General features: G+C 59.1%; 22 protein-coding genes. 2 read left to right on the top strand and 20 right to left on the bottom strand.

Translation table 11 applies throughout. The annotated features are described in order from the left end of the window. Positions 1–59: 59 nt before the first annotated feature. Together ACMX25_RS04685 and ppsA are read right to left on the bottom strand one after the other, a co-directional pair. Complete coding sequence (locus ACMX25_RS04685; RefSeq protein WP_414948374.1) at positions 60–488, bottom strand: NfeD family protein; 429 nt, start codon at positions 486–488, stop codon at positions 60–62. A 123-nt stretch (positions 489–611) separates the two neighbouring features. Next, the gene (ppsA, locus tag ACMX25_RS04680; RefSeq protein WP_414948373.1) at positions 612–3,017 is read right to left on the bottom strand and encodes a phosphoenolpyruvate synthase; all 2,406 of its coding nucleotides are present in this window, start codon (positions 3,015–3,017) and stop codon (positions 612–614) included. Positions 3,018–3,590: 573 nt separating this feature from the next. Between ppsA and ppsR the strand changes: the two genes are divergently transcribed. Next, positions 3,591–4,409 (top strand): posphoenolpyruvate synthetase regulatory kinase/phosphorylase PpsR, encoded by an 819-nt coding sequence (gene ppsR / locus ACMX25_RS04675; RefSeq protein ID WP_062086846.1) that lies wholly within the window; start codon positions 3,591–3,593, stop codon positions 4,407–4,409. Between the two features lie 387 nt (positions 4,410–4,796). On the opposite strand, the gene ACMX25_RS04670 is transcribed toward ppsR, so the two are convergent. The 18 genes from ACMX25_RS04670 to ACMX25_RS04585 form a co-directional block, all read right to left on the bottom strand. Next, a complete protein-coding gene (locus tag ACMX25_RS04670; RefSeq protein ID WP_414948372.1) occupies positions 4,797–5,585 on the bottom strand; it encodes a TrmH family RNA methyltransferase in 789 nt (262 codons plus the stop codon). 9 nt (positions 5,586–5,594) lie between these two features. Next, positions 5,595–6,251 carry a ribonuclease HII gene (gene rnhB / locus ACMX25_RS04665; RefSeq protein ID WP_414948677.1) on the bottom strand — a complete coding sequence of 219 codons (657 nt, stop codon included), beginning with the start codon at positions 6,249–6,251 and terminating at the stop codon, positions 5,595–5,597. Positions 6,252–6,319: 68 nt separating this feature from the next. Further along, positions 6,320–7,486 carry a lipid-A-disaccharide synthase gene (gene lpxB, locus ACMX25_RS04660; protein ID WP_414948371.1) on the bottom strand — a complete coding sequence of 389 codons (1,167 nt, stop codon included), beginning with the start codon at positions 7,484–7,486 and terminating at the stop codon, positions 6,320–6,322. Between the two features lie 11 nt (positions 7,487–7,497). Next, on the bottom strand, positions 7,498–8,286 hold the full coding sequence (gene lpxA / locus ACMX25_RS04655; RefSeq protein WP_414948370.1) for an acyl-ACP--UDP-N-acetylglucosamine O-acyltransferase: 789 nt from the start codon (positions 8,284–8,286) through the stop codon (positions 7,498–7,500). A gap of 53 nt (positions 8,287–8,339) precedes the next feature. After that, positions 8,340–8,828 carry a 3-hydroxyacyl-ACP dehydratase FabZ gene (gene fabZ / locus ACMX25_RS04650; RefSeq protein ID WP_299715542.1) on the bottom strand — a complete coding sequence of 163 codons (489 nt, stop codon included), beginning with the start codon at positions 8,826–8,828 and terminating at the stop codon, positions 8,340–8,342. A 100-nt stretch (positions 8,829–8,928) separates the two neighbouring features. Beyond that, on the bottom strand, positions 8,929–10,056 hold the full coding sequence (gene lpxD / locus ACMX25_RS04645) for a UDP-3-O-(3-hydroxymyristoyl)glucosamine N-acyltransferase (RefSeq protein WP_414948369.1): 1,128 nt from the start codon (positions 10,054–10,056) through the stop codon (positions 8,929–8,931). A gap of 16 nt (positions 10,057–10,072) precedes the next feature. Next, a complete protein-coding gene (locus ACMX25_RS04640) occupies positions 10,073–10,591 on the bottom strand; it encodes an OmpH/Skp family outer membrane protein (protein WP_414948368.1) in 519 nt (172 codons plus the stop codon). A gap of 203 nt (positions 10,592–10,794) precedes the next feature. Then, positions 10,795–13,107, bottom strand: coding sequence for an outer membrane protein assembly factor BamA (gene bamA / locus ACMX25_RS04635; protein ID WP_414948367.1), 2,313 nt, complete (start codon positions 13,105–13,107; stop codon positions 10,795–10,797). A 101-nt stretch (positions 13,108–13,208) separates the two neighbouring features. Then, positions 13,209–14,594, bottom strand: coding sequence for an RIP metalloprotease RseP (gene rseP, locus ACMX25_RS04630; RefSeq protein ID WP_414948366.1), 1,386 nt, complete (start codon positions 14,592–14,594; stop codon positions 13,209–13,211). Between the two features lie 7 nt (positions 14,595–14,601). Then, positions 14,602–15,807 carry a 1-deoxy-D-xylulose-5-phosphate reductoisomerase gene (locus ACMX25_RS04625; RefSeq protein ID WP_414948365.1) on the bottom strand — a complete coding sequence of 402 codons (1,206 nt, stop codon included), beginning with the start codon at positions 15,805–15,807 and terminating at the stop codon, positions 14,602–14,604. Between the two features lie 18 nt (positions 15,808–15,825). Beyond that, positions 15,826–16,659, bottom strand: coding sequence for a phosphatidate cytidylyltransferase (locus ACMX25_RS04620; protein ID WP_414948364.1), 834 nt, complete (start codon positions 16,657–16,659; stop codon positions 15,826–15,828). Next, positions 16,653–17,435, bottom strand: a complete 783-nt coding sequence (gene uppS / locus ACMX25_RS04615; protein ID WP_414948363.1) for a polyprenyl diphosphate synthase — start codon at positions 17,433–17,435, stop codon at positions 16,653–16,655. The genes ACMX25_RS04620 and uppS overlap by 7 nt, the downstream gene beginning before the upstream one ends. A gap of 64 nt (positions 17,436–17,499) precedes the next feature. Then, entirely contained in the window at positions 17,500–18,060 is a 561-nt protein-coding gene (gene frr, locus ACMX25_RS04610) for a ribosome recycling factor (protein ID WP_089159881.1), read from the bottom strand. Positions 18,061–18,155: 95 nt separating this feature from the next. Beyond that, positions 18,156–18,869 (bottom strand): UMP kinase, encoded by a 714-nt coding sequence (gene pyrH, locus ACMX25_RS04605; protein WP_165088963.1) that lies wholly within the window; start codon positions 18,867–18,869, stop codon positions 18,156–18,158. 415 nt (positions 18,870–19,284) lie between these two features. Next, positions 19,285–20,166 (bottom strand): translation elongation factor Ts, encoded by an 882-nt coding sequence (gene tsf, locus ACMX25_RS04600; protein WP_165093098.1) that lies wholly within the window; start codon positions 20,164–20,166, stop codon positions 19,285–19,287. Positions 20,167–20,423: 257 nt separating this feature from the next. Next, on the bottom strand, positions 20,424–21,176 hold the full coding sequence (gene rpsB, locus ACMX25_RS04595; protein ID WP_031364008.1) for a 30S ribosomal protein S2: 753 nt from the start codon (positions 21,174–21,176) through the stop codon (positions 20,424–20,426). An 830-nt stretch (positions 21,177–22,006) separates the two neighbouring features. Beyond that, the gene (locus ACMX25_RS04590; protein ID WP_414948362.1) at positions 22,007–22,249 is read right to left on the bottom strand and encodes a hypothetical protein; all 243 of its coding nucleotides are present in this window, start codon (positions 22,247–22,249) and stop codon (positions 22,007–22,009) included. Positions 22,250–22,306: 57 nt separating this feature from the next. Beyond that, positions 22,307–22,534 carry a hypothetical protein gene (locus ACMX25_RS04585; protein WP_414948361.1) on the bottom strand — a complete coding sequence of 76 codons (228 nt, stop codon included), beginning with the start codon at positions 22,532–22,534 and terminating at the stop codon, positions 22,307–22,309. A gap of 892 nt (positions 22,535–23,426) precedes the next feature. Between ACMX25_RS04585 and map the strand changes: the two genes are divergently transcribed. After that, the gene (gene map / locus ACMX25_RS04580) at positions 23,427–24,236 is read left to right on the top strand and encodes a type I methionyl aminopeptidase (protein WP_414948360.1); all 810 of its coding nucleotides are present in this window, start codon (positions 23,427–23,429) and stop codon (positions 24,234–24,236) included. The last annotated feature ends 233 nt before the right edge of the window (positions 24,237–24,469 follow it).

The following is a 24,469-nucleotide window of genomic DNA, read 5'->3' as shown; positions in this document are numbered from 1 at the left end:
TGTCTTATTGGCCTACTTATTGGCCTACTTTGGGAAAGCTGAAACCCCGGTCCAGCGTCTCAGCGTTTTGCCGCCACCACCAGCGTATTACCGGAAAATGCCGTGATCCCGTACATGTGTGCGCCTTCGGTTTCCCCCGGCGCCAGTTCAATGTCCCATTCCGCTCCGCGATACAGCGCCCGCGCGCGGCCTTCATGCCACTCATTCACCTTCAACGTCTCGCCAATGTCCAGGTTCACGCCCGGATCATGCGATGCATCGCGTCGAGTGACATGACCCAGCTTCGAACGCCGTAACACAGTGACCGCGATCATCGCGACCAACGCGGCCACGAGCAGTTCGATCTCCAGTCCCGCTCCAAAGAAATGCGCGATCCCGCCCGCGATAAAACCAATCGCCACCATCAACAGATAAAACGTGCCGGACATCAACTCGAGCAACACGAGCACCCCGGCCCCGATCCACCAGAAAAGTCCGTTAGCAGCCATGCGTTACCTCCAAACAAAAACACCCCGGAACGTCCGGGGTGTTATAGCACGCTTGCTGTTTTGAAAGGTTTATACTCTTTCGATCCAGCCGCATGTTTCACTTCTTGCGCTGAGCTAGTGCGCTTACTTGTTCAAAGCCTTCGCCAGCGTCTTCCATGTATCGATGATCGTGTCCGGGTTCAGCGACATCGACTCAATGCCTTCCTTCGCAAGCCATTCGGCGAGGTCCGGATGGTCCGACGGGCCTTGACCGCAAATGCCCACGTACTTGCCGAGCCGCAGACACGTTTCAATCGCGCGCTTCAGCATGAACTGCACCGCCGGGTCGCGTTCGTCAAAATCAATTGCGAGCAATTCCATGCCCGAATCGCGGTCCAGACCCAGCGTGAGCTGCGTCAAGTCATTCGATCCGATCGAGAAACCGTCGAAGAACTGCAGGAACTCCTCGGCAAGAATGGCGTTCGACGGGATCTCGCACATCATGATCAACCGCAGACCGTTGACGCCGCGCTTCAGGCCAAACTTCTCGAGCAGGCCAACGACCTTCTCAGCCTGTGCCAGCGTACGTACGAACGGCACCATGATCTCGACGTTATCGAGGCCCATTTCTTCGCGCACTTTCTTCAACGCGATGCATTCCATCTGGAAGGCTTCAGCGAAGTCCTCCGAGATATAACGCGACGCGCCACGGAAGCCGAGCATTGGGTTCTCTTCGTCCGGCTCATAACGCGAACCGCCGATCAGCTTCTTGTACTCATTCGACTTGAAATCGGACAGACGCACGATCACCGGCTTCGGATAGAAAGCCGCCGCGATCGTCGCGATACCTTCAGTCAACTTGTCGACATAAAACGCGCGCGGCGATGCATGACCACGCGCCACGCTTTCCACGGCTTTCTTCAAGTCGGCATCAACATTCGGGTACTCGAGAATCGCCTTCGGATGCACGCCGATGTTGTTGTTGATGATGAACTCAAGCCGCGCCAGACCCACGCCTGCATTCGGCAGATGCGAGAAGTCGAAGGCGAGCTGCGGATTGCCGACGTTCATCATGATCTTGACCGGAATCTCGGGCAGTTCGCCGCGCTCGACTTCGGTCACTTCGGTTTCGAGCAAGCCGTCGTAGATCTTGCCTTCGTCGCCTTCAGCGCACGACACCGTCACCAACTGGCCTTCCTTCAGGATGTCGGTTGCATCGCCGCAACCCACTACTGCCGGGACGCCCAGTTCGCGTGCAATGATGGCCGCGTGACAAGTCCGTCCGCCGCGATTCGTCACAATAGCCGATGCGCGCTTCATCACCGGCTCCCAGTTCGGGTCGGTCATGTCGGCTACCAGCACGTCGCCGGGCTGCACGCGATCCATCTCCGACGGATCGCGAATCACGCGCACCGGACCTGCACCAATCTTCTGGCCGATCGCGCGGCCGGTTGCCAGTACGTTCGACTGGCCCTTCAGCTTGAAGCGCATTTCAGCCTTGCCCGCAGCCTGGCTCTTCACCGTCTCGGGACGTGCCTGGAGAATGAAGATCTTGCCGTCGCGGCCGTCCTTGCCCCACTCGATGTCCATGGGACGCTGATAATGCTTTTCGATGATCACCGCGTACTTCGCGAGCTGGATCACGTCTTCGTCGGTGATGGAGAAGCGGTTGCGCTGCTCGTGCGATACGTCGACGGTCTTCACGCGGCCGGCTTCGCCAGCGTTGGTGAATTCCATCTTGATGAGCTTCGAGCCGATCGAACGTCGAATGATGGGGTACTTGCCCTGTTCGAGCGTAGTCTTGAAGACGTAGAACTCGTCCGGGTTCACGGCGCCCTGCACGACCGTTTCGCCCAGGCCGTAGCTCGACGTAATGAACACGGCGTCTTTAAAACCCGATTCGGTGTCGAGCGTGAACATCACGCCGGCTGCGCCCACGTCCGAGCGGACCATGCGCTGCACGCCTGCCGACAACGCGACTTCAGCGTGCGTAAAACCCTTATGCACGCGATACGAAATAGCGCGGTCGTTATACAGCGACGCGAACACGTGCTTCATGCGATCGAGCACTTCGTCGATGCCAACCACGTTCAGATAACTTTCCTGCTGACCCGCGAACGATGCGTCCGGCAAGTCTTCAGCGGTCGCCGACGAACGCACGGCGAACGAAAGCTCTTCCGGCGAGCCGTTTTGCAGCGTGTCAAAGCCCTTGCGGATCAATTCTTCGAGGCGCGGTTGCATCGGCGCGTCGACGATCCATTGACGGATTTCCTTGCCGGCTTCGGCCAGGGCTTTCACGTCGTCTACGTCGAAGAGTTCCAGACGTTTGGCGATGCGATCGGTCAGGTTGTTGTGATGCAGGAAGTCGCGAAACGCCTGCGCCGTGGTCGCAAAACCTGTTGGCACCTGCACGCCGGCTTCGGCGAGCTGGCTGATCATCTCGCCGAGTGATGCGTTCTTGCCGCCGACAATGTCGACGTCGGTCATTCGCAACTGCTCGAATGGCACTACATACGCCTGGTCCTTTGCAACGTTAGCTTCGTTAGTCATGTAAGCCCCTAAGGTGGATGGAATTCACGATCATGCAAGTGGGCTCGTAACGGCAGCGCTCATTGGAAGCGCATACCGCTACCTGCATAACCTGTTTGATAAGCACATGCTGCATCGCTGAAAAACACAGCTTCGAAAGACATCGATATCGGTTAAAACTGCCCATAAGAACTACGTTTTGTTTCTAAAACGCACCAATGAGCGCTAACTTCCGTGAATCGATGATTAATCGTTCGCAATTGCTTATCGAACAGGTTGCCGCTATTCTACCGTGCTAACTCTTCGAAATGTTTCATCGCGGGGCATAAAAGCACCGAGCAATGAGGCCCTTCACACGCCGATGGTATGACGGCGCACATCGGGCATTTTAGTGGATGCGTAGTTTGAAGATATTCGCCTGAACGCCGCTCGCCGCCCGTCGTTGCCGCGGCTTGCATGAGGGCTTTTTGCGGACCTTTTGCAGACCTGTTGCAGACCTTTCGCGCAGATCTGCTGACCGTCCCGCAAGTTGCTCCCGTGAGTTGCATTCTCCGATCATAATCACCGTCAGTTCATTTACGTCACTCAACGCCGATGCCGCCCACCGTATTCATCGTTTCCGATGGCACCGGGATCACTGCCGAAACATTCGCGCATTCGATCCTGTCCCAGTTCGACCAGAAATTCCGGCTCGTGCGCGTGCCGTTTGTCGATTCGACCGAGAAGGCGCATGCGACCATCGCGAAGATCAACGAGGCCGTGTCGCTGGATGGCCGCCGGCCGATCGTGTTCACTACGCTTGTTGACAGCGCGTCCAACGAGATCGTGCAGCGCTCGAATGCGCTGGTGCTGAACATGTTCCAGACTTTCATCGAACCGCTGGAACTGGAACTCGACATCAAGTCGACGCACGCAATGGGCCGGGTCCACCAGAACGCGGATACCGACGAATACAAGAATCGGATCGAAGCGATCAATTTTTCGCTCGCGCACGACGACGGCCAGTCGAATCGCAATCTCTCCGATGCCGATGTGATTCTCGTTGGCGTATCACGCAGCGGCAAGACGCCGACGTCGCTTTATCTGGCGATGCAGTACGGTGTCAAGGCCGCGAACTATCCGCTGATTCCGGAAGACTTCGAACGCGGGCGGTTGCCTACGCCGTTGTTGCCGTATCGGGAGAAAATGTTCGGATTGTCGATTGATCCGCAGCGGCTGGCGGAGATTCGCAACGAGCGGCGGCCGGGGAGTAAGTACGCTGCGCTGGAAAATTGCCGCTATGAAATCAACGAAGCCGAAGCGATGATGAAACGCGAAGGGGTCAAGTGGTTATCGTCGACGCATAAGTCGATTGAGGAAATCGCTACGACTATCCTGCAGGAGATTCGGTTGGAGCGGCCTTCGTACTACTAGGTTTTGCTCGCGCCGGTGGACGGGTTTGGGTTCTTGAGGGCAGCGGTCAGGGTTGGTGCCGGGTTGCTGCTTTCTAGGTTTTCGCGGGTTCCGTTCTGGCTGATCTTTTTCGCTCTATTAGCCACTGCGCGTGGCGGCGCGTCATTTCTTTTTCCAAAGCGAAAAAGAAACGAAGCAAAGAAAACGCTTTCACCGCTCTACCCTAAGTGTCCACAGCGTGCAGTTTTCATTCATGGGTGCCCCAAAAGCACGGTGCTCGCCAGAGCCACGGATGTGTGAAACCCTCCTTCTCCGAACACGGATACCCCACGCTTCGCCACCAGTGATTGAACCTGCTTCTGGTCCACCCCGCGCTATCCGCGGACAACCTCCCGCGATGCACATCTCCTAGCGCAAGCGCTGCTGACGGCACTGCTCGAAGATGCAGATCGCCGCAGCCGCCGCCACATTCAGCGACTCCATCCCGCCCGGCTGAGGTATCGTCACTCGCAACGTTGCGTGGTCGCGCCAGAACGGCGAAACACCCGCCCCCTCATTGCCCATGACCCAAGCCACACGCCCAGACAAATCGGCATCGTAGATCGCCTCCGCACCGTGCGAATCAGTGGTCGTCACGCGTACTTCAGGCGAGAGTCGCGTCGTTAATTCCGCCGGCTCAACGTCCTCGTAAATGCCCAGCAGGAAATGCGCGCCCATCGCCGAGCGCAGCACCTTCGATGACCACGCATACACCGTCCCGGGCGCGCAAAACACATGCTGAATGCCAGCCGCCGCCGCACTCCGCAAAATGGATCCAACATTGCCAGCATCCTGGATACCATCGAGAACCAGACACGTCTCTGCAATGCGCTCAGGCAACAACAGCTCAAGCTTCTCGACCAGCAACACCATGCCTATGCCATGCACGACGCTCGATAGCTGTCCGAACAAAGCATCAGGTAACGTATAGACGTGCGCAGGATCCATCCGATCGACAATCTGCCGCGCTTCCTCATGCTGAAGCGCACCCTCGGTCACAACGCACGTCTCAGGTTGCCCAGCTGCATCAAGATATGCACTGGCCAGATGCAGCCCCTCGAGCAACGCGTGACCACTGCGACGCTGCTGCGCGGTCGATCCGGCGAGCGCCTTCAGCCGCTTGTAAAGCGGGTTATCCCGCGAGGTAATGGATTTCACTGGGGGAATTCAGAACGGAGGAGAGTCGATGCCCTGTTCCGCAGCAGCCGCTTCCAGCACCTGCGCAGCAACAACCGGCAGCGGCAGACCGAAGCGCGCGTGCGCTTCACGAACAGGCGCAAACGAACGCCGATGATGCTCGCAAGGACCGTGTTCAAGCAACGCCCTCAAGTGCTGCGGCGTGCCGTAACCGGCGTGGGCATCAAAACCATAAACGGGATGGACATCGTGCAATTGCAGCAGCATCCGGTCGCGCGTGACCTTGGCCAGAATTGACGCTGCAGAGATCTGCGCAATCAACGCGTCGCCACCAATGACCGCCACCGAACGCATCGACAATTGAGGACACCGGTTGCCATCGATCTTCGCCACCGTCGGCGCGACCGACAGCCCTTCCACCGCTCGTTTCATCGCGAGCATGGTAGCGTGGAGAATGTTGATCGTATCGATTTCCTCGACCGTCGCTGAAGCCACGCAATAGGCCAGCGCCCGGTCGATGATCTTCTCGTACAACTCCTCGCGCTTCTTGGCGCTCAGCACCTTCGAGTCGTCAAGTCCGCGAATTTTAGGTTTCGATGGATCGAAGATCACCGCCGCCGCAACCACAGGACCGGCCAGCGGGCCACGGCCGGCTTCGTCCACGCCGCAAATGACGTCGGACGGCATATCGACATCAAAGTCGAACGCAGGCTGCACCGCCCGCCGAACCACGCCTTTCACGACGATCTTCGCCATTACCGCGGCCTCCTCGTTTCCAGCAACTGCGCCACCGCCTCCGCCGCACGCTGAGCCGTGTTCTGACGCAACGCGTGGTGCATTTCCGTGAAGATTTCCGTCAGTGTCGCGCGGTTTGCATCGTCGTTCAACTGTTTCAGCGTCGCGTCCGCCAGCGCTTCGGGTGTCGCGAAATGCTGCAGAATTTCCGGCACGACAAACCGCCCGGCCAGGATGTTCGGCAAGCCGACATACGGCAAATAACCCTGCCGCTGCATGATCTGCCCCGTCAGCCAAGGCACCTTGTATGAGATGACCATCGGTTTCTTGAGCAAGGCCGCTTCCAGCGTCACCGTGCCGCTCTTGACCAGAATGGCGTCGGCGGCAGTCATCGCAACCTGGGCCTTGCCTTCAGTAATCGTCAGCGAGAGATTCGGATGCGCGGCCACCAGTGGCTGCAACAGTTCGCGCAACGCGGCATTCGCCGCCGGCATCACGAAACGCACGCCCGGTTCGCGAAGCTGCATGAGCTCCATGGCGTCGAAAAACGTAGGGCCGATCAACGCGATCTCCGAACGTCGACTGCCCGGCAACACTGCGATAATCGGACCGCCTTCCGGCAAGCCCAATGCGCGGCGCGCGCCCTCAACGTCAGGCACGAGCGGAATTTCATCGGCGAGCGGATGGCCCACATACGTAGACGCAATGCCCGCCTTCTCCATCAGCGCCGTTTCGAACGGGAACACGCACAGCATGTGATCGACTGCTTTGACGATCTTCTTGATCCGGCCGCCGCGCCATGCCCAGATCGACGGACACACGAAATGCACCGTCGGAATCCCGGCATCGCGCAACGCGTGTTCGAGACCAAAATTGAAATCGGGCGCATCCACGCCAATGAACACCGACGGCGGTTCCGCAAGCAGTTGCCGCTTGAGCTCGTTGCGGATGCCAAGGATCTCGGGAATATGCTTCAGCGCTTCGACATACCCGCGCACGGTGAGCTTGTCCATCGGCCAGTGGGCATCGAAACCGGCCGCCGTCATGCGTGGACCGCCAATCCCGTTGAACTGCGTCCCGGCCGGCAAGCGCTGGTTCAGACCCTCAAGCAGGGAAGCCGCGAGCAGATCTCCCGACGGCTCGCCCGCCACCATCGCTACGCGCAGAGGGGCGGGAGCCAGCGTCATTGGGCGCTCGGTCAACGGATGATGCCGCGCTGCGACGCGTCGATGAAATCAGCCAGCGCCGTGACAGGCGCATCACCATCGCCACCTGCAGACGCGAGTTCGCGCAATTGCACCTTCGCTTCTTCGAGCGTCGCGCCGCTCTTGTACAACACGCGATACGCCGAACGCAGCGCGGAAATAGCCTCAGCCGAAAAACCGCGCCGGCGCAGCCCTTCCACATTGATGCCGTGCGGTTCAGCCTTGTTACCGGCAGCAATCACAAACGGGGGGATGTCCTGCACAAGCGCGGACGCGCCACCCAGCATGGAATGCGCGCCGATGCGCACGAACTGATGCACGCCCGACATGCCGCCCACAATGGCGTGGTCGCCAATGATCACGTGCCCCGCCAGTTGCGCGTTGCTCGACATGATGACGTTGTTACCCAACTGGCAGTCATGGCCCACATGCACGTACGCCATGATCCAGTTGTCGTCGCCGATGGTGGTAACGCCCGTATCCTGCACCGTGCCGGTATGAATGGTCGTGAATTCGCGGATAGTATTGCGGTCGCCAATCACAAGCCGGGTCGGCTCGTCCTTGTACTTCATGTCCTGCGGCCGGCCGCCGACCGATGCGTAATGGCCGATGCGGTTATCGCTGCCGAGGACCGTATGCCCTTCAATGACGCTATGCGAGCCGATAGTCGTGCGCGCGCCAATCTGCACGTGCTGGCCGATGATCGCGTACGGGCCGACTTCGACGGATTCGTCGAGCTGCGCGCCCGGCTCGATAATCGCGGTAGGGTGAATCTTGCTCATGCGCCCTCGCTTGGGTGTTCTGTTGCTGAGTTTGCCCTGCTCTGCCGCGCCTTTTATGGCGTGCCAGGCGTCTTCGTGTCGGCGGCCGTGTTCTTTACGGTGCACATCAGTTCGGCTTCCGCTGCCACTGCGCCGTCCACTTCGGCACGCGCGCTGAACTTCCAGATGCCGCGCATATAGCGCTCGAAGTTCACGTTCAGGATCAGCTGATCGCCGGGTTCGACCACGCGCTTGAAGCGCGCCTTGTCGATGCCCACGAAGTAATACAGAGTCGTTTCAGGATCGTGCGGTTCCTTTTCCTCGGCGAATGTCAGCAGCGCGGCTGCCTGCGCAAGCGCTTCAAGAATCAGCACGCCGGGCATCACGGGCCGTGTCGGGAAGTGACCCTGGAAATACGGCTCGTTGATCGACACGTTCTTCAGCGCTTTGATGCTCTGATGCGGCGTGAGTTCGAGTACACGATCGACGAGCAGGATCGGATACCGATGCGGCAGCAACGTGAGGATCTTGTGAATGTCTAGATTGATTTTTTCGGTGCTCATAGTCGTTCTGCTCGCGCGCTTCACAGCGCGGGTGTTGACTGCGAGACCGCTTGTCAGAACCTAACAAACGGACTCGCGTGGGATGCCGGTTTTTACCGTCTTAGTGCTTGCCTGAAGTGCTGCCCGGGATGTTATCCGCGGTGTTATCCGGGTTGGTGCCCGCGGCTACGGCTGTTTCAAGCGTCTTGATGCGTTCGCGCAACTTGTCCAGATTGCGCACAATGGCGGCGCTCTTGTTCCAGTCGGCGTGATTCACGGCAGGGAACGCGCTGGTGTACATGCCCGGCTTCAGCAGCGATTTCGATACGCCCGACTGCGCCGTGACAATCACGTAATCCGCCAGCGTCACGTGGCCCGCGATGCCCACCGCGCCGCCGATCATGCAATGCCGCCCGATGTTCGTGCTGCCCGCAATGCCCGCGCAGCCTGCAATCACGGTATAAGCGCCGATCCGGCAATTATGCCCGATCTGGACCTGATTATCGATCTTGACGCCTTCCTCGATCACCGTGTCGGCCATCGCGCCCCGGTCGATCGTGGTGTTTGCACCGATCTCCACGTCCTGCGCGACAACCACCGCGCCGACTTGCGGGATCTTGACCCAGCTACCGGTGCGCGCGTCGCCGTCGCCGACGAAATCCGCGGCAAAACCAAAACCGTCCGCACCGATTACCGCGCCTGCATGCACGATCACGCGCGCGCCGAGCTTACAGCCATGATAGACAATCACGTGAGGATAAAGATGGACGTCATCGGCCAGCTTCACGCCCCGGCCAATACTCACGCCCGCGTCCAGTTTCACACGTTCGCCAATCTCAGCGCCCGCGTCCACGCTCACGTGCGGCCCAATCACGGCACTCGCCGCCACCTTCGCACCCGGATGAATAAACGCCGTGGGATGCACGCCGGGTTCGACCGGCGGCGTGGCGAGGTCGATGAAAACCTGCGCCACAAGTGCAAAATAAGCGTAGGGATTTGCCGTGACGATAAAGTTACGCCCTTCCGGCGCCGCCACTTTTTCCAGGTCCGCTGGGGAAATCAGCACCGCACCGGCCTGCGTGCTTTCCACTTGAGACAGATATTTCTGGTTCGCGAGGAAAGCGAGTTGCGTGGGGCCCGCTTTGTCGAGCGGCGCGAGGCCATTCACGCGATGCGCTGCATCGCCTGCTATGTCTCCGCCGAAGCGCTGCGTCAGTTCGCCCAGTGAAATCGTGCTGTCTGATGCCATCCGATACCGCTCCCGATCAGTTCGAACTGCTAGCTGGATTGGTCGACAGGCTCGCCTGATTTGCGGCCAGCGCCTTCAGCACCTGATCGGTGATGTCGATACGCGGACTGACGTACACTGCTTCCTGCACGATCAGGTCGTAATGCTGCGCTTCGGCAATCTGCTTGATGACCTTGTTCGCCTTGTCCAGCACTGCAGCAAGTTCTTCGTTACGACGCTGGTTCAAGTCTTCGCGAAATTCGCGTTGTTTGCGCTGGAAGTCCTGGTCGAGCTGCGACAAATCGCGTTGCTTGGCAGCACGGTCGGCAGGCGCCATGGTGGCGCCGTTCTTGTCCATCGCGTCCGACATGGTCTTCAGACGTGCTGCCATGTCCTGCAATGCCTTGTCGCGCTTCGAAAATTCCAGTTCGAGCTTGCTCTGCGCAGCCTTGGCCGCTGCCGACTCACGCAAGATTCGATCGGAGTTGACGGCTGCAATCCGGGTCTCTTGCGCGTCCGCCGTGGCGGCACCCATCAGGCCGAGCGTCACCGACATAACAAGCGCCAACGCTACATGTTTCGAAAGCTTACCGGTTCGCAAAGTCTTCCTCACGTTACTTATTTACTCCACTGACTTGTCTTGCTCAATCCGTTGAATCAAGGCACGCAATCAGATCACCCAGTTAAGCCACTGCGTCCGGCGCCCCGGTTCCGCAACAAGAGCGGAAAACCGGGCCACCAACACATCCTGATCGCGGTTTAGAACGCCGTACCGATCTGGAACTGGAACTTCTGATACTGGTCTCCGGCATGCTTCGTCACCGGGAAACCCAGGCTCAACTTGAGCGGACCGATTGGCGAGATCCACGCGAGACCGAAACCGTAACCATACCGCAGGCCGTTCGCGCCCGTGCTGGTACCGCCCTGACCCGGATCGCCCCAGACGTTACCGCCGTCGAGGAAGGTAAAGACGCGCAACGTGCGGTCATAACCCGTACCCGGCAACGGGAAGGTCAACTCGATGTTACCCACGGCCATGCGCGAACCACCGATCGGGTCGCCCGTGGTCGTGTCACGCGGACCCAGCGAGCTCGGTTCATACCCGCGAACCGAGCCGATACCGCCAGCATAGTAGTTCTTGAAAATTGGGTACGTCTGGCCTTGCAGGCCCTTACCGTAGCCACCCTGCAAGTTGAAGCCGAGTACGAAGCCGCGCGCGAACGAATAGTAATACTGCGCTTGCGCGTCGGCCTTGATGTAGGTGGTGTTACCCGCCGGCGTACCGTATTCGAAGTTCGTCTGCGTGTAATAACCGCGGCTCGGGACCAGCGCGCTATCACGATTGTCACGCGACCAGCCCACCGTCACCGGCACGTTGTTCACGACGCGGCCGAATTCCTTCACGTAATCGATATAACTTTGCGGCGTAGCGGAATCGATATCGAGCGTGTTCTGCTCAAGACCCGCACCGAAGTAGACAGTGTCCTGCTCCGAGAACGGAATGCCGAACTTCAGGTCACCACCAACGGTAACGATCTTGAAGCTGGAATCCGTGGAGTAATACAGCGGCTGATACGTGCGGTAGTACAGGTCGGTAATACGCTTGATGCCGTCGATGGTGAAGTACGGATCGACTTGCGTCACCGTCAGCGTCCGATACGTCTTGGCCGTGTTGATATTCACCGAAAGGCTGGTACCCGAACCGAACACGTTGTCCTGCGACACACCGGCCGACAGCACCACCTTGTCCGTTGACGAGAAACCCGCGCCGAGCGTAATCGCGCCGGTCGGCTTTTCAGCGACCTTCACGTCCACGTCCACCTGGTCGTTCGTGCCTTCGACCGGAATCGTGGTCACGTCGACATCGGTAAAGTAGCCGAGACGGTTCACGCGATCCTTCGACAACGCCAGCCGGCTCGAATCGAACCACGAGCTTTCGAGCTGACGCATTTCGCGACGCACCACTTCGTCACGGGTACGCGTATTGCCGACGATGTTCACGCGCCGCACATACACGCGACGGCTCGGATCCACATTCAGCGTCAGGTCAACGGTGTGCTCAGCTTGATTGATCTGCGGCTGGGCATTGACCTGCGCGAACGCATAACCATATTCGCCGAGCTTGTCGACGATGGCCTTCGTGGTCGCCTGCAGCTTTTCAGCCGAGAAACGGTCACCTGGTTTGATCTTGATGAGTTTGGTCAACTCGGCCGAGCGGTCAAGCAGATTACCCGAGAGCTTGATCGCGCTGATCTTGTACGGTTCGCCTTCGTGCAGCGCGATCGTCAGGTACATGTCCTTCTTGTCGGGCGAGATGGACACCTGCGTCGAGTCGATGTTGAACTCGAGATAACCGCGATTCAGGTAGTACGAGCGTACGTTTTCAAGGTCGCCCGTGAGCTTGTCCTTCGCGTACAAGTCGTTCTTCGTGTACCACGAGAACCAGTTCGGCGTGGACAGCTGCATCTCGTCGCGCAGCGTGCTCGTGCTGACCGCCTTATTGCCGATGAAGTTGATCTGGCGGATCTTCGCGCTCGGACCTTCAGCCACCGAAAACAGGATCTGCACGCGGTTACGATCGACCGGCGTCACGGTAGTCGTGACTTCGGCTGCATAGAACCCGCGCGTCAGGTATTGACGCTTGAGTTCCTGCTCGGCTTTGTCGACGAGTGCCTTGTCGTACGAGCGGCCCTGCGACAAGCCCACTGCGCGCAACGCCTTCGTTAGGTTGTCCTTTTCGAACTCGTGGATCCCGGAGAAGTCGATCTGCGAAATGGCCGGACGCTCCTGCACCTGCACCACCACCACGTTGCCCTGTGTGGCGATCTGGACGTCGTTGAAGAAGCCCGTTGCATAAAGCGCGCGAATTGCTTCGGAGGCTTTGTCGTCGGTGAACGTGTCGCCCTGCTTGATAGGCAAGTAGGCGAATACCGAACCGGGTTCAATGCGCTGAAGGCCGTCAATCCGGATGTCCTGCACGACAAACGGCGTTGTCGCGTGCGCCGCCATTCCGGTTGCGGCCAATGCTGCGGCCACAGCCGACTTAGGAACAAAGCGATGAGGTTTGAACAACGTGCTTCCCCAGTGTGTATAGCTGCATCAAGCCGGACGGCGTTCGTTCAAGCGCCGCCAGACAAGATGGAAAAGGATCAAGGTGAAACGCCCAAGCCGGATCAAAAGCGGATCAGGCGGGCAAGGTCATTGAAGAGTGCGATCATCGACAACGCAACGATGCAAACAAGACCCGCCCGCTGCAAAACCAGTTGCCAGCGATCTGACACGGCCTTGCCGGTTGCGGCTTCAACCAAATAATATAACAGATGCCCACCGTCAAGAACCGGAATCGGTAACAAGTTCAAGACGCCGAGACTAATACTCACGAGCGCGAGGAATGAAAGAAACGCCGACAATCCAAGCCGCGCGCTCTTGCCGGCGTAGTCGGCGATCGTCACCGGCCCCGAAAGATTTTTCAGCGATGCTTCGCCCGTGATCATCCGCCCGAACATGCGCAGCGAATAAATGCTGATGTCCCAGGTCCGCTTCACGCCCAGCTGCAGGCTTTCGACCGGACCGTAACGCACGTCCACCGACGGAATCCGGGTCGCGAGCGACGCGCCGATCCGGCCGACATCGCGGTTCGTGGCAGTGTCCTGCTTGAGCTCCGGCACGATCTGCACTACGCGCTGCGCGCCGTTGCGCTCAACGGTCAGCGAGACCGGCTTACCCGGACGATGCTGCACGTACTCGATAAAACCCATCGCGTTATCGATCTTTTTACCGTCGATAGCGCGCAACACATCGCCGGCCTGCAAGCCCGCTTTCGCGGCCGCGCTGCCCGCTTCCACACCGGCTACCGCCAACGTTCCGCCACCCGGCTCGAAACCGAGTTTGTCCATGAAATCCTGGTCGACATCCTGATCGTCGATCTTGCCCACGCTCACCGGGAAATCGAACGTGCCGCTGTTCGTCCTGGCCGTCAGCACCACCCGGCGATGATCAAATGACGCGTCCAGCAGTTTCCAGCGCAGGTCGGACCATGAGCGCACCTTATGCGTCTCGCCGCTTGCATCGCTGTCGCTCTGCACATCGCGCATTGAAACGACTGTCTCGCCGCCCTCGAAGCCCGCCTTGGCGGCAACGGTATTGGGCGCGGGCGTGGCGATAATGGCAGCAGGCTCCGACACGCCACCCGCGAACACGCCGGCAAACAGCAAGATGGCGAGGATGAAGTTCGCCACCGGTCCCGCGATAACAATGGCGATCCGCTTGAACACCGGCTGACGATTGAATGCGCGCGGCAAATCGGCTTCGGGAATGCTCGTTTCCGCTTCGCGCTCGTCGAGCATCTTCACGTAGCCGCCAAGCGGCAGCGCCGAAATCGTCCATTCGGTGCCACTGCCCTTGCTGACCCACTTCACGAGCGGCTTGCCGAACCCGACCGAAAATCGCAGGACCTTGACGCCGCACATCCGCGCGACGCTGTAATGGCCGAACTCGTGGACGACGACCAGCACGCCGATAGCCACCACAAATGCAACGATTTCGATCAGGAAGTTCATGGCGACCTCAATGCAGGACGCGTTCGGCGTGCGGCGCGTCGGCTGTCAGCAAAGCAGCGAACTCGCCTGCCAGGCGACGCGCTTCGGCATCGGCGGCGAGCACTTCATCGAGCGTGGATGCACTGCCGTTCGGCAACGCATTCAGTACGCGCTCGACCACGTCCCCGATCGCCATGAAGCCGATACGGCGAGCAAGGAACGCCTCCACCGCGACCTCGTTGGCCGCGTTGAGCGCCGCGCTCGCGGTGCCGCCGGCTTCCAGCGCCTGCAGCGCGAGCGCGAGGCAAGGGAAACGTTTCAGGTCAGGCTTCTCGAAGGTAAGTGTTGCAATTTGTGCAAGATCAAGTTGAGCAACGCCTGAGTCCACACGCTCCGGAAACGCCAGCGCATAGGCGATCGGCGTACGCATGTCGGGGTTGCCGAGCTGCGCGAGCACGGAACCGTCCGCGTATGAAACCAGCGAATGAATCACGCTTTGCGGATGGATCAGCACTTCAATGCGCGAACCCGGAACGTTGAAGAGCCAATGTGCCTCGATCACTTCGAGGCCCTTGTTCATCATCGTGGCGGAATCGACGGAAATCTTGCGGCCCATGGCCCAGTTCGGGTGCTTGCAGGCTTCGTCGGGCGTGACGCGGCGCAGAGTAGACGGATCGCGGGTGCGGAACGGGCCGCCGGACGCTGTCAGGATGATCTTCGATACCCCGCCGTGCAGCGCTATCTCACGCGGCATGCACTGGAATACCGCATTGTGCTCGCTATCGACGGGCAGCAGGACTGCGTTGTTGTCGTGCACCGCGTCGATGAAAATCTTGCCCGACATGACCAGCGCTTCCTTGTTGGCCAGCAGGATGCGCTTGCCCGAACGCGCGGCAGCCAGCGTAGGCGCCAAGCCGGCAGCACCGACAATAGCCGCGACCACCGTGTCGCAACTCGCGCTCTCGGAGACGTCCACAAGCGCTTGCGGACCGTAGCTCACCTCGGTCCTGCAGCCTTGGGCGCGCAGCGCGGTGGCGACCTTCGCTGCGGTATCGGCGTCACCGACCACGGCCACTTCCGGCTGGAACTGCACACACTGGTCGACGAGCTTGTCGCCGTTGCGATGCGCGGTCAGCGCGTAGACCTTGAAGCGGTCCGGATGCCGTCCCACGACGTCGAGCGTGCTTTCGCCGATCGAGCCCGTGGAACCGAGCAGAGTCAGACGTTTTTGCATAATTCCTTCTTTAGCCGATTAGCCGATTGACTGGGCAACAGGACCGAGCAACAGGAGTGCGATCGGCAATACGGGCAACAAGGCGTCGATCCGGTCGAGAACGCCACCGTGCCCGGGCAGTAATCCGCTCGAGTCCTTGACGCCAGCCTGGCGTTTCAGCAGGGATTCGAACAGGTCACCAATTACGCTGAATACGGTCAGCACCGTCAGCGACAGAAGCGCGCCGGCCCAGCCGAGATGCGCCACCAGCGCCGAAAAAAGTGTCGGCGCAAAAACCAGCGTGGCCGCGCCCGCAGAGCCGACGATCATGACCGCCAGCCAGCCGCCCACCGCGCCTTCGCGGGTTTTGCCCGGACTGATGGATGGCGCGAGTTTATGACGGCCGAACGCTTTTCCGGCGAAGTATGCGCCTATGTCGGCCAGCCATACGACTAGGAGAAGCGATAGCACGAACGCCACCCCGACCGCACGGGCCGCCACCAGCGCATGCCAGCATGCCACGAACGTCACAATGCCGGCGAACAGCAGGAAGACGCGCCAGGCGCCGTCGGCGAGAGCGGGCTTGCGCGCAAGCGCGAACGGCCCGGCCAGCACCCAGAATATGGCCGCCATCTGATACAGCGGTTTGTAACCCAGCCCGAGCCGCGTGCTGGCGATCAGCGCCATGCCGGCAACCACCGCGTACACCACCGGCGACCCGCCGCCCAGCTTGAGCAGGCGCGCCCATTCCCAGGCAGCAAAGATGACCACGACGGCGATCAGTGCCGCGAAAACGCCGACTGGCGCGAATAACGTGATTGGCAGAAGCACTGCCAGCAGGACGATTGCCGTGATGACACGGGTCTTTAGCATGAAAGGGTGTCGGCCTTCTGCGATTGCGGTTCGAGCTGCGCGCTGGTGCGCCCGAAGCGGCGTTCGCGCTCAGCATACGATTCGATCGCGCGAGCCAGTGCTTCGGCGTCGAAATCGGGCCAGTAGGTATCGGTGAAATAGAGCTCGGTGTACGCCATCTGCCACAGCAGGAAATTGCTGATGCGCTGCTCCCCGCCCGTCCGGATAAACAAGTCGGGTTCGGGCGCGTAGGCCATGGCGAGGTGCTGCTCGAACGCCGCTTCGTCAACTGGAACGACACGGCCTTCCAGAACCGACTGTTCCGCAAGCTTTTTTGCCGCCTGCATGACGTCCCAGCGGCCGCCGTAATTCGCGGCGATGGTCAGCGTCAGCCGCGTATTGCGCGCTGTCTTGGTTTCGGCGCGCTGGATCAGCGCACGGATACGGTCGTCGAACATGGAGGTGTCGCCGACCACGCGCAAACGGATGCCATTGGCGTGCAGCTTGCCGACTTCCCGTTCCAGCGCCGTCACGAACAGGCGCATGAGAAAGGAAACTTCGTCGGTCGGGCGACGCCAGTTTTCGGAACTGAAAGCGAACAGCGTCACGAATTCGACGCCTTGGCGCGCACAGCTTTCGACCGTAGCCCGCACGGCGTCGACGCCGCGCGTATGCCCGGCGACGCGCGGCAGGCGCCGTTGCGTCGCCCAACGGCCGTTGCCGTCCATGATGATCGCGATATGACGTGGGATAGCCGCGACATCGGGTACGCGAACGGTAGAGCTGGTATAGGTCATGGCCGCTGAATCTAAGTATCGACAGAGTGACGCGCCGGCACGACGCAAGAGACCGGAAACGGTCTCAAACCGTCATGATTTCGGCTTCTTTCGACACAACCAGCTTGTCGATTTCCGCGACGTTTTTATCGGTGAGCTTCTGGACGTCATCGCTTGCACGGCGTTCGTCGTCCTCGGAGATTTCCTTGTCCTTCACGAGCCTCTTCAGTTGCTCATTAGCGTCGCGACGCAGATTGCGTACCGCAATCTTGGCGTTTTCGCCTTCGCTCTTGACGACTTTCGTCAGCTCGCGGCGGCGTTCTTCCGTCAACGCAGGCATCGGGACGCGGATCTGATCGCCCTGGTTGGACGGGTTGAGGCCCAGGTCGGAGTCGCGAATCGCTTTTTCCACCACCGGCACCATCTTCTTTTCCCACGCCTGAACGCCGATCGTACGCGCGTCGATCAGCGTCATGTTCGCCACTTGCGAAATGGGCACGCTCGAGCCGTAGTAATCCACTTGGATATGGTCCAGCAAGCCCGTGTGGGCGCGGCCCGTGCGGATCTTGGCAAGATCGTTCTTGAACGCTTCGATCGACTTCTGCATCTTCTGATCGACGCTCTTCCTAATGTCAGCCACACTCATTTGAGCCTCCGTACTTTTATTGCGTGCAGTGCCGGCGGTGGCGGCGCAGTTCCCATGGGACCGCGCCCGCCCTCACCCTTTGTCACCGCGAGAGTTTACACGTGGACGAGCGTACCTTCGTCGTCGCCCTGAATGATGCGCTTGAGCGCGCCCGGCTTATTGATCGCAAACACGCGAATTGGCAGCTTCTGGTCGCGGCACAGCGCAAACGCCGTCGCGTCCATTACTTGCAAATTCTTGCCGATCGCTTCATCGAAACTGATCGTGCTATAGCGCGTGGCGCTCGGGTCTTTCTTGGGATCGGCGGAATATACACCATCCACTTTGGTCGCTTTCAGCACGACTTCCGCACCGATTTCCGAGCCGCGCAGCGCAGCGGCTGTGTCGGTGGTGAAGAACGGATTGCCTGTACCCGCCGCAAAAATGACCACTTTGCCTTCTTCGAGTTGGCGAATGGCGCGCGGGCGAATGTACGGCTCGACCACCTGATCCATGCGCAGCGCGGATTGCACACGCGCCTCGATACCGGCGTGACGCATGGCGTCCTGCAATGCAAGCGCGTTCATCATGGTGGCGAGCATACCCATGTAATCGGCGGTCGCACGGTCCATGCCGGCCGCACCACCGGCCACGCCGCGAAAAATATTACCGCCGCCGATGACGACCGCGAGTTGCGTGCCCATGCGCACCACTTCCGCGACGTCTGCCACCATCCTTTCGATTGTCGCGCGATTGATGCCGAAGGCATCGTCGCCCATTAGTGCTTCGCCGGAGAGTTTGAGGAGTACGCGTTTGTAGGCTGTGGGCATATGAGGGTTCCGATCGCGCCGAGAGGGAGTGCAACAACGTAGAACTGTAGGGGTGAAACGATATTTCCGGCAAGCATCCCATATTGGACAAGCCGCGGCGGCGTAACGGATTTACCAGGCGGTCAACCTGAATCAACCCCGGTTTGCCCGTCCGGCGCGGTTTTGACCGCCATGAGGGCGCGAGGCTGACGTTTCCCGATGGGTGACGAACGGTGACGCCAGACTCGCATTCAACTGCTTTTTACTGCATTTTTGACTCGGCGGTCAGTGAGCCGGCTTCGAGCGGCCCGGTTGACGGGCCGGCTGATGCTGCACCGCACTGCTGCGCGCATTCGCCTCGCGCCACTGCTTTACGGTTGCTTGATGCGCCTGCTTTAGCTTAACGCCTGCGCAACCGTGACCGCCGTTTGAAGCTTTAGCCTTGCTTGGCAGCAGCAACTTGCGCGGCCACTTCGGCAGCGAAGTCGTCCGTCCGCTTTTCGATGCCTTCGCCGACGACGAACAACGCAAACTTCTGCACCGACGCGCCTGCCGCCTTCAACATCTGTTCGATCGTCTGCTTGTCGTTCTTAACGAACGTCTGGTTCAGCAACGAGACTTCCTTCAGGTACTTCTGAACGCTGCCATCGACCATCTTCGCAACGATCTCAGCCGGCTTGCCCGATTCCGCGGCCTTCTGCTCAGCGATGCTGCGTTCCTTCGCGATCAATTCCGCCGGAACGTCGTCCGACGACAGCGAAACCGGCTTCATTGCAGCAACGTGCATGGCAACGTCCTTGCCGACCTGCTCGTCCGCGCCCGTGAATTCGACCAGCACGCCGATACGCGTACCGTGGAGATACGAAGCCAGCTTGTTGGCGGATTCAAAACGCACGAAACGGCGAACCGAGACGTTTTCGCCAATCTTGCCGATCAACGCGAGGCGCACTGCGTCGACAGTCGAGCTTTCCAGCGGCAGGGCCGAGAGAGCGGCCACGTCAGCCGGATGATTCTTCGCGATGAGCTCAGCGACAGCCTTGCCAAACGCCAGGAAGTCGTCGTTCTTCGCAACGAAGTCGGTTTCGCAGTTCAGTTCGACCAAAACGCCCACGCCGTCGGCGATGTGCGACGTCACGATGCCTTCAGCCGTCACGCGCGATGCTGCCTTGCTTGCCTTGTTGCCCAGCTTCACGCGCAGCAGCTCTTCAGCGCGCTCCATGTCGCCTTCAGCTTCCGTCAGCGCCTTCTTGCATTCCATCATGGGCGCGTCGGTCTTTGCGCGCAGTTCTGCCACCATGCTTGCGGTAATTGCCGCCATCATTTGCTCCTTGAGTCTGTGCCGTGCTTTCGCACGTATCGCACTATTGACACGCGCCGCCGGCGAGAATTGCCCGCGGCCAGAATGGGGGTGCTGCCTGATACTTCTCGCGTACTTCACAACTGTTTCGCGTTCTGCTGCCCACGAATACTGCCGTCATTACTTTATGTTGCAGTTGCCGTCGGTTAAAAAAAGGGGGCCTTTCGCAAAGCCCCCTTTTTTGCCGAAACCATCATGTCGGCGTCTTATGCAGAGACTTACGCTTCTGCGTTGACTTCCACGAAGTCGTCGCCATCACCACTGCGAACAGCCTGCACGACTTCGTTCACTGCGCTCGAACGGCCTTCCAGGATCGCGTCGGCCACGCCCTTCGTGTACAACATGACTGCCTTGCTGGCGTCGTCGTTACCCGGGATCACGTAGTCGATGCCTTCCGGCGAGTGGTTCGTATCGACCACGGCGATAACCGGAATGCCCAGCTTCTTGGCTTCGGTCACGGCAATCTTGTGGTAACCAACGTCAACCACGAAAATTGCGTCCGGAATGCCGCCCATGTCCTTCACGCCGCCAATCGACTTAACCAGCTTGGCCATTTCACGTTCGAACAGGAGCGCTTCCTTCTTGCTCATGCGTTCCGTTTCACCCGCTTCCAGCGCTGCTTCCATGTCTTTCAGGCGCTTGATCGATACCTTCAGCGTCTTGAAGTTGGTCAGCATGCCGCCGAGCCAGCGTGCATTCACGAAAGGCATGCCAGCGCGTTGCGCTTCTTCTGCCACCGTGTCACGCGACTGGCGCTTCGTGCCAACGAACAAAATCGTGCCGCGATTGGCCGCAAGTTGACGCACGTACTTCAGCGCGTCGTTGTACATCGGCAGCGTTTTTTCGAGGTTGATAATGTGAATCTTGTTGCGATGACCGAAAATGAACGGTGCCATTTTCGGGTTCCAGAAGCGAGTTTGGTGACCGAAGTGGACACCGGCTTCCAGCATTTCACGCATTGTTACTGCCATGAGAGTTCTCCGCGAGGGTTAGGTCTTAAGCCGGCTGCCGCATCGGGCGCCCCGTGTTTCTTAGCCGAGTTTCCCCGGACCGGAGCGCCGGACACCCTGGGTGCGCCGGCTTGCGATTCAAAGTCCGATCTTTCTGCACGCCTTTCGCACCGGCTTTCCGAGAAAACGTTGTTTTCAGCGAAACCCTTGGGAAGACCTATGGAGAAGACGATTACAAAGTAGATGCAGACTTAGCCAGCGAGTATATCACGCTCAAATGACGCGACTCAAGATGACCGTTCATCCGAACAGGCGGAGAGATGGCTATCCCAGTCGCCCCGCCGAGGGCTAAGGCGCCCTTGCGATCGGTAAAAATTGCGTGGGATTTCTCACACTTCCGAGGGTGGCAGTCATGCCCCCGCCCCTCGAGCTTGCATCAGCGCCTGAAATTGGCTCCTCAGACACCCAATCGAAAGCAGAACCTTACAACCCCGACATCGGACCTAAGACACGGTTTCGGATTCGGAAGGCAGCCACCCGCTCTTCCTTAGCTCGCCGCGGGCAATCGCAGGCGGCTGCACATCCGGCCTGAGAGTGTTCGTGTGTAGCGCTTGCCTTAGTGGCTGTTTGGTCCCGTGTTCAGCGCCGACAGTCTGCGGCAATGCGTTTCGCTATCGCTCATGCGATAACCCCGCTCTGATCGGCGTCGCCTGATGTTTGCCGACAATCATCGCAGCAGAGTCCGCGCGACTTCCGCGCAACTGAGAGCGCAGGCGACAGGCGAGCAGAAATCGGCTAGAAAGCGGACGAGGAGCAGACGAGGTAAGAGCCAACGGTTGCGTGCGGTTACGTCATGCTACCGCCCTTCGCGCGTGGGAATTCTTTTTGTAGTGCTGCTTATCAACTGTCATCCGACCATATTTGATCGCACACTCGCAGGCTTCATTCTCAGTGGCAAAATCCCCAAGCGAACCGATAGCGCGATGATGGCCGTCAGGTGATCGAAGAACCAGCATGGACGCAAATGACCCCGCAGAACCGACGGCCAAGGGCAGCAAGATCCAACCCTTGTATGGAACAGGAATGGCATGCATGTCAGTGTCCGCTTAATATTTATGGGCATTCCCCACCCATAAATTCTAGGACACTCTTTACGGCTTTTCCAAAAACGCGCACTGCTCGTCGAATTGATCAAGTGCGACGAATAGTGCGTCGGCGCGACGGAGCAGGTAGGGCGACCGCTCGATGCAATCCAATATATCGGAGAGCCGTTTGCGCCAATAGTCTGAGGTTAAAAAAGGATTGAGTTCGATTTCTGACAGTGAGTGCTGAATAATCGTTTCAATGTGTGTCAGCTCTCTGTCAATGAGCGCGTGCATTGGTAGTCCTGTCGATGAGTTCACCATAATATTTGTCGGATGATTGCTAGAGACGTCGTGGGCCGCAATTGTACCTAACGAAAAAATGTGACGCTAAAACGGGACTGCACGATAGATTCGTGAAGCCTAGTCATTTTTGTCCTTCTGTTGTCCTGTGTAATTGATATGACGCCCGTTTGTCCGTGCCCGCGGCGGCTTGCGCAGTATGTGCTTGGTACGCGTTAGAAGAATCCACCGATGTTGCTGGCGCATGCGGTGGCGGCTGAATTTTTCGGCGCCCACGGTTAGTGGGCCGAACCATCCGGGATTTGGCTGGTGAATGATTTTTACCAGCGCGCAGGCTACACAAAGGCGACAAGTGCTAGTGCGATCTGTCCGGTATCGATCGTTGACGAAATTGCGGGGGGTGCGATTCTTTCGTATGAACGGGACAAGCTGGATGAGCGGCGTATGCAGTTAGCGCAAAACCGACGCTGGCGGACTTGGCCATTTGCAACTTTCCCTCGCCATGAGAATCAGCCGAACAGAAGTGATAAACGTCAGATGGAAGACCTCACTAATTCCAGTTTGACGCGCCTGACCGAGTCAATGACCTGCTCATAGAAAAGTCCCGTTTCAAAGGTCAGGCCTGGCAGCAACCAGCAGTCGGGCCGCGCATTTGATTTCGAAAGCAGTCAGCCCGTCCATCAGGCAGACCGGTGCTAAAATGGCCGATTCGGCCCGAAATGCAGCGGTCTGCCGGGTTACTGGTGAGAACATCCACCGCTTACCCCTAAAAAACCCTGCTGGCTGGTGGTTTCGTATATCTGTTGGTGGAATTCTGGTCGAATTTGCGTAAATCCAGATCCGACAAACTAGGAAACCCCTATTCCATAAGGCTTCTGAGGGATTAATGTCCATTACGCTGAAAAACGACCACGATATCGCGCAAATGCGCATCGCCTGCCGCCTCGCCAGCGAAGTCCTCGACTTCATCACGCCGCATATTGTCGCGGGCGTGATGACAGGCGAACTCGATCGGCTCTGCCACGAATACATGGTGAAGGAGCAAGGCACGGTGCCCGCGCCGCTGAATTATCAGCCGCCCGGCTATCCGCCGTACCCGAAAGCGACCTGCATCTCGGTGAACGACGTGATTTGCCACGGCATTCCTGGCGACAAGGCGCTGAAAAACGGCGACGCGCTGAACATTGACATCACCGTGATCAAGGACGGCTATTTCGGCGATACCAGCCGGATGTTCCTGGTCGGCGAAGGGTCGATCATGGCGAAACGCCTGGTGCAAACCACGTTCGACTGCATGTGGCTCGGGATCGACCAGATCAAGCCGGGTGCGCATCTGGGTGATATTGGGCACGCTATCCAGAAATATGCCGAAGCGCAGGGTTACAGCGTGGTGCGCGAGTATTGCGGCCACGGTGTGGGCAAGGTTTTCCACGAAGACCCGCAGGTGCTGCATTACGGCCGGCCCGGCACGGGCATCGAGTTGGAAGCGGGCATGATCTTTACCGTCGAACCCATGATTAACGCCGGTCGCCGCGATATCCGCACCATGCCTGACCAATGGACGGTCAAGACGCGTGACCGCAGCTTGTCCGCACAATGGGAACATACGGTGCTGGTCACGCCGACGGGTTACGACGTGCTGACCGTGTCGGCGGGTACGCAAGCGCCATCGCAACTGATCGCAGCGACGGCCTGAAGCCGATTTGATGCAGAACCCGAGTGCCGGGGTTCTGCGTTTGAGCGGTCGCGTTGCTGATTTAGCGAAGCGTGGCCGTGCAGTGCTCGCATCGTGTTTTGGACGGTTTTTAAGCGGTCAGATCGCGCCACCTGGATCGCATTCCGTCCGGCAAGCGCTTTTCCCGTTTTGAATTTTCGTCGTTAATCTGCGCCGAATCGTTGAAGCCAATCATTTCGCCCGGGTTAAAGACA

The organism is Caballeronia eucalypticola, from assembly GCF_047608185.1.
Lineage (GTDB): Bacteria > Pseudomonadota > Gammaproteobacteria > Burkholderiales > Burkholderiaceae > Caballeronia.
This window is presented reverse-complemented; position numbering and strand designations above follow the sequence as displayed.